Consider the following 9,501-nt stretch of genomic DNA (forward strand, 5'->3'; position numbering starts at 1 on the left):
GGATCACTCCGTTCATTTCTTGAGTATTACTGTTGCAGCCACGCTTTCAGCTTGTCCGGATGCGAATCGACGAACTTCTTCGCGGCGGTGGCGTAGTCGTTGGTGCTGTTGCCTTCGAACTCGATCGCTTCGACATCGGCGAGCGTGAGCTTGAAGTGCTTGAAGAACACATCGGCGCGCGGGAATTTGCCGGCGAACTGCTTCGATGCAAAGCCGTGAATCTGCTCCTCACCGCCAAGCGTGCCCTTCGGGTCTTTCAGATAGCGCATCTGCCACTTCTGGAACAACCAGTGCGGACTCCATACGGTTACCACTGTCCATTGCTTGGACTGGTACGCACGCTGAATCGAAGCCAGCATGCCTGCTTCACTCGAGGATTGCAGGTGATAGCCCGACAAGTCATACGCCTTGATGGTCTTTTCCGATGCCTGCATCAAACCGCCGCCCGGTTCGATACCCTGAATCGTGCCGTTCATCTGCTTCTGCACATCGGGCTTGGCGAGATCGGCAATGCTGGAAACCTGCGATTCCGGCACGTATGCAGGCACTGCCCAGCCATTCTTGCCGCCGGTATAAATAATGCCGACGTCTTCCATCTGATCCTTGTAGCGCGAGTAATACATGCCATGCGTCACCGGCAGCCAGCCGCCGACCATGATGTCCAGATCGCCTCGCGCCACGCCCTGATACTGAATGCCGATATCCGCCTGAACGAATTGCACGGGTTGCTTGAGCTGCGTTTCAAGCACGTATTTCGCAACGTTCGCCACCGCCAGCACGTCGGCCCAGTTGGTGACCGCAACCTTGATCGGTTCCGCCGACATGACCGGCCCCGTGCTCACGGTGAATGCGACGACGGCCGGCGTAATGACTCTGGCAAGGAATGCCTTGATGGTGTTCATCTTCATGATGGTAGTAGTCCGAATGATGCTGCGTGGTTCTTCGAAATTTATGTGCAACTCGTGCAACGTGCAACGCGTGGTCTCAGGTCTGTGCGGTCTTGGCCGTGGCCGCGCCCTTGACCGGCGTGCTCACGACTTTCTTCCTTTTCTTCGATTTGACGCCAAAGCTCTCGGTCAGACGGTCGAGAATGATCGCCAGCAGGACCACGCCCAGACCACCTTCGAAGCCGATACCGATATCCAGCCGCTGAATGCCGCTCAGCACGTATTCGCCCAGTCCGCCGGCACCGATCATCGAAGCGACCACGACCATCGACAGCGCCATCATGATGGTCTGATTCACGCCTGCCATGATCGACGGCAAGGCATTCGGCAACTGAATCTTCCACAACAATTGCATATCCGTGCTGCCGAAGGCGCGGCCTGCTTCGAGCAATTCTTCGCGTACCTGACGAATGCCAAGCGTGGTGAGGCGCACGACAGGCGGCATCGCAAATACGATGGTGGCGATCACGGCGGGCACGCGTCCGAGACCGAATAAAATCACCGCAGGAATCAGATACACGAACGCAGGCATGGTCTGCATGAAATCGAGCAATGAGCGCAGCACGACGCCTACGCGGCTATTGCGCGCGCCCCAAATGCCAAGCGGCACGCCGATGATCAGACTGAACACGGTGGCTGCAATAACAAGCGCAAGCGTCGATACGGTCTGCGCCCACAGGCCCATGTAATGAATCGCGTACAGCGCAACGCCGACGAAGGCGGAGAACAAGACGCCACGACGCCACAAGGCCAACGCCATCAGAAGGACCAGCATCGCGATGAACGGGACGGAGGCGAGCCCGTCTTCGAGCAACTTGATGACCGCGCCCAATGCCGCAGAAAACGCGTCGAAACCGCCGCGAAAGTGCGAAAACAGAAAGTTCACTGCGTCTTCGGCGAACTGTCCGAAGATTGAAGAATTCGAATTCATGCTGCTGCCCTCCGTTGCATCACCTGCCTGAGAATGGTCCGGCACGACACCACGCCGGCCAGGCGGCCGTCTTCATCGGTGACGGGCACGTCGTGCTCCTGATTCAACGCGATGCTCGCAAGCTGATGCAGATCGGCGTCGAGCGTGACAGATTCAACATCGTGAATCAGCGCTTCGCGGATCGGACGCGTGCCGATCTTGTGCAAGGATGCAGGCGTCACGCAGCCTTGATAACGGCCCGCTTCGTCGCAGACGTAGCCGCAGTCCATACCGCTGTCGATCAGGCTATTCAGATAGCGCTCGGCCGGTGCGCTCGTGTCGCATGCGATCACGCCGCGCTGTACTTTTGTCAGCAGACTCGATGCTTCGAGAAAGCGCGAGACGTCCACGTTGCGGAAGAAGTCGCGCACGTAGTCATCGACGGGAGATTGAATGAGTTCTGCGGGCGTGCCCACCTGGATCAAACGCCCGTCTTTCATGATGCCAATGCGCCCGCCGATCTTCACCGCTTCTTCGATATCGTGCGAAATAAACACGATGGTGCGTTGCTCTTCCTTCTGCAAACGCAGCAATTCATTTTGCATCTCGAAGCGAATCAGCGGATCGAGCGCGGAGAAGGCCTCGTCCATCAGCAGCACGGCAGGGTTCACCGCAAGCGCGCGCGCAAGGCCCACACGTTGCTGCATGCCGCCGGAAAGTTCGCTGGGCAAGAGCTTTTCATACGAACCGAGGCCCACGCGTGTCAGCGCGGCGCGCGCCACTTCATAGCGATCGGCCTTCTTTTGACCGGCCACTTCCAACCCGTACGCAATGTTGTCGATCACTGAGCGGTTCGGCAGCAGTGCGAACGACTGAAACACCATCGCCATTTTCTGGCGGCGCACCGCGCGCAGTTCGGGCACGCTCATCGGCGCGATATCGCGGCCTTCGAGAATCACCTGACCCGAAGTCGGTTCGATCAGGCGATTAAGCAAGCGCACCAGCGTCGATTTGCCGGAACCGGACAGGCCCATGATGACGAAGATTTCGCCTGCATTGACGCTCAGGCTTACGTCATCGACCGCGACCATATTGCCGGTCTGCGCAAAGATATCGTTGCGGCCCAAACCTTGTTTAAGCAATTCGGCGGCGCGTTCGGGCTTAGCGCCAAAAATCTTTGAAAGATTCTTGACCGTGAGAATTTCGGTTCCGGAAGCAACCGCAGATCGCGCCTGCGCGGCACTTCCCGCAGGCGCTGAGGCCGGCTTGGCAACATCGTCCGGTGTGAGAGTCAGATTCGGCATCATCGGGGCAATTCACCTGGAAAGAGTCGTGGCTGATTTGCTTGGCTTAACTGTTGAATGAAGCGTACCTGTCCAATTTCAGTCATCCACCGACATTTTCTGAGCCCTTTTCGATACTTCTGGTAATGCAACGCGACAGCGCAGCAAGCACTTAAAAAGGGAATCGCTTAGGGAATTAATGCTAAAGCCCAAGGCCGGCGCGGCTTAGCGGCCGGTCAAATGATCATTGCGATCACTTTTCTTAGCGAATTTCTGGATTGGCTTGAGGAGGCTTGCTAGGGAATGCCCTAGTCAGGGCATTTATCCATAACGTTTTGTGCTGATCCAGGCCCACGCAGCCCTTAAACGGCGCGCGCGGCCTTCGAGAAGATAGGAGGCGGCAAGCGCCAGCAGGCCCGAAATCACGCCGGTTCGGACCGGCTCGGGCAGCAGCCCGTGATAGTGATCCGGATGCGAAAGCGTGTCGCCCAGCATGGTGAGCAAGCCGACGATCAGCGCGTTGCCGTATCGATTGGAATAGAGTTTCGCGGCGGGCGTGAATGTCAGCAGCACCGCGAGCGCACCGGTTATCAAGCCTGTACGCACCGCGATGACCCAATGCGCCGCGCTCATGATATTGGTCCAGCTTCCCGGCATGCAGGTCATGCACGCGCTTGCGGGTTGCCAGAAGCGCAGCACGAATAATCTGACGCGGCGTTTCCAATCTTCTGACATGGACCGGCCTCTTCGAATGCGGGAGCATTCGAAGTATAGGCGGCGCGCGTCAGCAGGAGTTATGCGGCTTCGGAAAAGTAGCGGGCGACGATTTCATCGCGAATGCGCGTGACATCGGCATGACTGCGATCGCGCGGCCTCGGCAGCGGAATATCCACGATTTCGCCGATACGTCCCGGCCCCGCCTGCATCACCACCACGCGATCGGACAGCAGCACCGCTTCGTCCACGTCGTGCGTGACGAGCACCATCGTGATGCGCTCGTGCGCCCAGATGCGCTGCAATTCGCTTTGCAGGCGGCTACGCGTCAAGGCATCGAGTGCGCCGAACGGCTCGTCGAGCAGCAGCAGACGCGGACGATTCACCAGTCCGCGCGCAATCGCCACGCGCTGCGCCATGCCGCCCGACAATTGATGCGGAAAGTGCCGCTCATATCCACGCAAACCAACTAGTTCGATATGCTCAGCAATCGCGCGCGCTTTGTCGTGCTTATTTAATGGCGCATTACGCAAGGCGACCGCGACGTTCTGTTCGACATCGAGCCACGGAAACAGCCGATGATCCTGAAACACGATACCGCGCGACAAATCCGTCGAGACCACACGCTCGCCATCGAAATCGATCTCGCCGTCGAAGCTGCTGTCGAGTCCCGCAATCAGCCTCAGCAAAGTAGATTTTCCGCATCCGCTCGCACCGACGATGCTCACGAACTCGCCGCTTCGGATCGACAGATCGACATGTTCGAGCACGGGCGCGCCGGCATCGCCTTCATAGCGCTTGCTGATATGCCGCAGCGCGAGTCCTTCGTTCGTTGCCATCGTTTAAATGCTCCCTCTCGATCCGAAATAGCGGTGCTGTATTGCGCGCGCCAACGCATTCAAGGCCCAACCCGTGATACCGACCACGATCACGCCGAACAGCACGAGATCCATGCGGAACTGCCCGCTGCCGTCAACAAGCGTATTGCCGATTCCGCTTCCCGCGACCAACAAATATTCCGCGCCTAACGTTGCCAGCCACGAATAGATCAGCGCGAGATAGACGCCGGTGAAGATCGTCGGCAAGGCAGCGGGCAACACCACATAAGCCAGCGTTTGCAGCCTGTTATAGCGATACGCACGCGCCACTTCCAGCAACCGCGGCGGCACGTTGCGAATGCCATCGCTCGTATGCACGACGACAGGCACCAGCGCCGCGAGCGAAAGAAACACGACCTTCGCGACATCGCCCAGGCCGAACCACACGGAAATCAGCGGAATCCACGCGAAAAGCGACACTTGCTTGAACGTGTTGAAGCTCGGCGCAATGGCGCGGTCCGCAATCTTCGATACACCTAGCAACGCACCCAAAGCAAGCCCGAGACTTGTGCCGATCACAAAGCCCGTCAACTCACGCGCCAGCGATGCCGACATCGCACGGACCAGCGCACCGCTGCGCGCCTGTTCGATTGCCGTATGCAACACCTGTGCAGGCGACACGACAATGCCGTGACCGCCTTGCACATCGCGCGTCAAGATCCACCAGACCGCAATTGCAACAATGGGAAGCACGAAGCCCCGCCAGCGCGTGCCACCGTTCGATTCACGCGGTGCGCGTTGCAGTTCGAGAGATACATCAGACATTTCGGTATCCTTCAGTTCGTGCGACCACGGCGCAGCCTGCGTTCGAGCACATTGAGCACGCGGTCCGCGAGATAGCCGATCAAACCGACGATCAGCACCGAAGCGAGCACCAGATCGAGTTGAAAGAGCTGTCGGCCATAGACGATCAGATAACCCAAACCTTCCGACGATGCCACCAGTTCCACCACCACCAGCGTGAGCCACGCCTTGGTGAACGCCAAACGAATGCCAGTGCCGATCACCGGAACCGCAGCAGGCAGCGTGACATGCGCAATCACTTGCCAGCGCGTATAGCGATAAGCCGATGCCACTTCGCTCAAGCCCTTCGGTGTATCGCGGAAACCTTGCAGCGTGGACAGCGTGACGGGCACGAGCGCAGCGTGACCGATCAGGAGATACTTGAGCGGCTCGCCAATGCCTACCACGATCATCAGAAACGGCAGCCAGCCGAGCACGGGCACTTGCACGATCGCGTTAAAGCTTGGCAGAACGTATGACTCAAGCGTACGCGACAAGCCAAGCGCGCCGCCAAGCAATACACCCAGCACCACGCCGCCGCCGAAGCCCACCGCCACACGCGTCATGCTTGCGGTGAGGTGCATCCACAATTCGCCGCTTTTTGCGAGCGCGCCGAGCGTGTCGAAGACGAGTGCGGGCGGCGGCAGCACTTGCGCGGAGATCCATCCATAGCGCGAACCGAGCACCCACAGCAACGCACACGCAACGGGCACGAACCAAGGCAGCAACGACCAGCCGATACTGCGCGCGGCATCGAAAGAGACGGGACGTGCGGTGCGATCCGCAGGCAAGAACACACGGGACAGCGCGTTGGCCATGAATGGAAACTCCGGTTAAGCGAGCGGTTTGCCCGACGCATCGAAGCGCGGCCAGTAGCTTTCGAGCTTGAGCGTCTTCAAGGCCTGATCGAGATACTTCGGCTCGAACCAGCCATCGATACTGACGGGCTGACGGATCAGATTCAGGCGCAGCGCATCATTGGCAACGGCCTGATAACGTGCGACGAGAAACGGATCGATCAGCGGCGAACTGCGCTCCTTCAATTGCTGACTCGGATACTCGTCACGCCACGATTCGACCGGCACGCCGCTTTTCGCCCACAAACCGAAGGTCGCCTCGCGATTGGCCGCATCCGACTGCCACTGCGCCGCCTGCACCACCGACGTCACCACTTTCTGCACCACATCGGGATGCGCGGTTTCGAAGTCGTCCAGCACCAGCAAATGCGCCTGACGCGTGAGCTGCGCGCCGCCATCGCGCGAGGCGTAGACGATCTTCGCAAGACCCTGACGTTGCAGTTTGAACAGCGAATAGTCGAGGAACACCGCATCGATTCCCTTCGATGCGAGCGCGGCCTGCGCCGCAGCCGTATCGAGATTGATCACGCGCAGGTCGCGTTCGGTAAGGCCGTTTTCCTTCAGCACGTTATCGGCGACAAGCTGAAGATTCGTACCTCGAAATATTCCGACGTGTTTTCCCTTCAGATCCTTCACGCTCTTGATATCGGAATCGGGCGGCACGGCGACATACACGCCCGCACGCACGTTCGACGCCAGCAGCAGATGCGTCTTCAGTCCGTTCGCGCGGCCCAGCACCGAAGGCAGATCGCCCTGATAAGCAAAATCGATCTGCTTGTTCGCGAGCGCTTCGTTCACGGCCGGTCCCGCGCCCTTGAAGAAAATCCACTCGACCTTGATGTGGTCGGGCTGCAACGCATCTTCAACGCGATGCTGCAATTGCGCGGTCGCAGCGGGCGAGCCGCCGAACGTGGGCGGATCGCCCGCGCCCTGTTGCGCCACACCGATTCGCACAACGGAAGGTTCTGCCGCGTGCGCCTGCGTGACGAACAGAGCAATCAATGTCACGCTTAAAGCGTGCTTTAATTTTGCTAAGCCTAAGGTCATCGTTTAAATAAGCGAGTGCGATTAAGGGCGCGGCTTTAAGCACGCGTCTCTTGCCTGACGATCCGGCTCTTGCGTCCGTCGATACCCACGGGCACATCACCATGCACCGTCGCGCGGCGCACCACGCGATGCGCATCGCCGTAATCGGCCACGGCGTAATGCTGTGTCGCGCGGTTGTCCCAGATCGCGACATCGCCTTGCGTCCAGCGCCAGCGCACGGTGTTTTCCAGGCGCGTGACGTGATCGTGGAAAAGCGCTTGCAGACGGTCCGAATCGCGTTGCGACAAGCCGACGAAGCGCTGCACGAAATGCCCAAGCACGAGCGTTCGTTCGCCCGTTTCCGGATGCACGCGCACCACCGGATGCTCGGTTTCATAGAGCGTGGAAGTGAATTGCTTGCGGTATTCGCGCTCGGATTCGTTATCGGTCGAAGGTGTGTTGCGCGTGGCCGCGTAGTCGTAGACGTTCGAATGCAAGGCCCACAATTCGTCGGCGAGATTGCGCAACGCGTCGGGCAAATTCGTATAAGCGGTGGCCGTGTTGGCCCATACGGTGTCGCCGCCAGCGGGCGGAATTACCACACCGCGCAGAATGGAAATCTTCGGATAAGCATCAACGAAAGTGACGTCGGTGTGCCATGAATTGGCGCGCGTGCCGTGCTTTGAATCGAGTTCGAGCAGGCGACTCGTGCCCTCTTTCGACGGCACCGTCGGATGCGCGACGGTCTCGCCGAAACGCGCGGCGAAGGCTTCCTGCTCGGTGTCGTCGAGATGCGACTGGCCGCGGAAAAACAGCACCTTATGCTTGAGCAGCGCGGCGTTGATGGCCTCGAGCGACGCGCTGTCGATGTCGCCGGAAAGCGTTACGCCGCGTACTTCGGCGCCGATATTGCCGCCGATCGGCCGCACTTGAAACGGTTCGTTGGATGAGACGGCCTGGCTGGCGGCGTCGTTTCGTTGTGAGACGAGCGTGGCGGTATCGGACATCGAATAGGCTCCGTTGGATGGCGGGGAAGCGGTTTTCCGCGTGCTGTGCGATGAAGCATTTCACGCGGTCAAAACATTGAAGCATCCGTTCCCTGCCAATCCAACGAAGCGATTCGACTAAGCTTTACAGCGTATGTGTCATTACGTTTAGGCTTTCGATGCTTGCGGTAAGTTCTGTCTTAAGGCGTGCCATCAATTCGGCAGCGGGTAATTCGCGCGCTAGCGCCGCCGCTTGCCCCGCCCATTGCGCGCCATAACCAAATTCGCCCTGCGCTTTAGCGGCTGCGTGCAAGGCTTTGCCTGCATCGTAAGTAATGGGATAGTCGGGCACTTGCGGCGCGTCCGCGCCCTCGCCCAGTTCGGTGAACTTGTTGACCATGCTCCGCGCCGTGCGGCCGGAAATGGCGGCGGTGAACGTAGTGTGATTCGCTGCATCGCCGAGAATGGCGCGGCGATATCCCGCATCGATCGATGTCTCCGTGCAAGGCACGAATGCAGTGCCCAATTGCGCGGCCTGCGCGCCCAAAGCGAGCGCAGCCGCAATGCCCGCGCCGTCCATGATGCCGCCCGCTGCAATCACGGGAATATCGAATTTCGATGCCAGCAGACGCGTCAACGCGAAGATGCCGAGACCATCGTCACGCGCTTGCGGGTCGAAGATACCGCGATGCCCGCCCGCTTCGATACCTTGCGCAACGATCGCATCGACACCGGCAGCGGCCACTTGCTCCGCTTCACGCACATTCGTCGCCGATGCGAACAGCTTGATGCCCGCAGCGCGCAAAGCATCCATATAGCGCTTAGAAGGGAGTCCGAAATGAAAACTCACGACCGCAGGCTTCTCCTCGATGAAAACCTGAAGCATGGCTTCATCCACGACAAAGCTCGTATAGATCTCGCTCAACGCTTGCGGCGGTTTAGCGTCGTATTGCGCGAACAGCGGCGCAAGCCATTCGGTCCAGCTCTTTTCGACAACCGCATTCGCCTGCGCCGGTTGATGGCAAAACACGTTGATGTTGAATGGCTTGTCCGTCAATGCGCGAGTTTCCCGTATCACCTTGCGCGCGCCTTCCGCGTTCATTGCACCAACGCCAAG

The 9,501-nt window shown here is 59.2% G+C and carries 10 protein-coding genes; all 10 read right to left on the reverse strand.

Annotated elements, in window-relative coordinates; genetic code table 11:
- Positions 1 to 26: 26 nt before the first annotated feature.
- A complete protein-coding gene (locus P7F28_RS02640; protein ID WP_277182886.1) occupies positions 27 to 908 on the reverse strand; it encodes a glycine betaine ABC transporter substrate-binding protein in 882 nt (293 codons plus the stop codon).
- A gap of 76 nt (positions 909 to 984) precedes the next feature.
- Positions 985 to 1,878, reverse strand: a complete 894-nt coding sequence (locus P7F28_RS02645) for a proline/glycine betaine ABC transporter permease (RefSeq protein WP_277182887.1) — start codon at positions 1,876 to 1,878, stop codon at positions 985 to 987.
- Positions 1,875 to 3,164, reverse strand: a complete 1,290-nt coding sequence (locus P7F28_RS02650; protein ID WP_277182888.1) for a glycine betaine/L-proline ABC transporter ATP-binding protein — start codon at positions 3,162 to 3,164, stop codon at positions 1,875 to 1,877. Before P7F28_RS02650 ends, P7F28_RS02645 begins: the two co-directional genes overlap by 4 nt.
- Positions 3,165 to 3,461: 297 nt before the next feature.
- On the reverse strand, positions 3,462 to 3,875 hold the full coding sequence (locus P7F28_RS02655; RefSeq protein WP_277182889.1) for a hypothetical protein: 414 nt from the start codon (positions 3,873 to 3,875) through the stop codon (positions 3,462 to 3,464).
- 59 nt (positions 3,876 to 3,934) lie between these two features.
- Positions 3,935 to 4,693, reverse strand: coding sequence for an ABC transporter ATP-binding protein (locus P7F28_RS02660; RefSeq protein ID WP_277182890.1), 759 nt, complete (start codon positions 4,691 to 4,693; stop codon positions 3,935 to 3,937).
- Positions 4,694 to 4,696: 3 nt separating this feature from the next.
- Positions 4,697 to 5,497 (reverse strand): ABC transporter permease, encoded by an 801-nt coding sequence (locus P7F28_RS02665; protein WP_277182891.1) that lies wholly within the window; start codon positions 5,495 to 5,497, stop codon positions 4,697 to 4,699.
- 11 nt (positions 5,498 to 5,508) lie between these two features.
- Positions 5,509 to 6,333: an ABC transporter permease gene (locus tag P7F28_RS02670; protein WP_277182892.1), complete on the reverse strand. Its 825-nt coding sequence runs from the start codon at positions 6,331 to 6,333 to the stop codon at positions 5,509 to 5,511.
- 15 nt (positions 6,334 to 6,348) lie between these two features.
- A complete protein-coding gene (locus tag P7F28_RS02675; protein WP_277182893.1) occupies positions 6,349 to 7,419 on the reverse strand; it encodes an ABC transporter substrate-binding protein in 1,071 nt (356 codons plus the stop codon).
- Positions 7,420 to 7,454: 35 nt separating this feature from the next.
- A complete protein-coding gene (locus P7F28_RS02680; protein ID WP_277182894.1) occupies positions 7,455 to 8,405 on the reverse strand; it encodes a TauD/TfdA family dioxygenase in 951 nt (316 codons plus the stop codon).
- 124 nt (positions 8,406 to 8,529) lie between these two features.
- Positions 8,530 to 9,501: nitronate monooxygenase family protein (locus P7F28_RS02685; protein ID WP_277182895.1), on the reverse strand; the 972-nt coding region annotated here is incomplete at its 5' end.

Origin of the sequence: Caballeronia sp. BR00000012568055, from assembly GCF_029439455.1 — a bacterium.
In the GTDB taxonomy this organism is placed as follows: Bacteria; Pseudomonadota; Gammaproteobacteria; order Burkholderiales; family Burkholderiaceae; genus Caballeronia.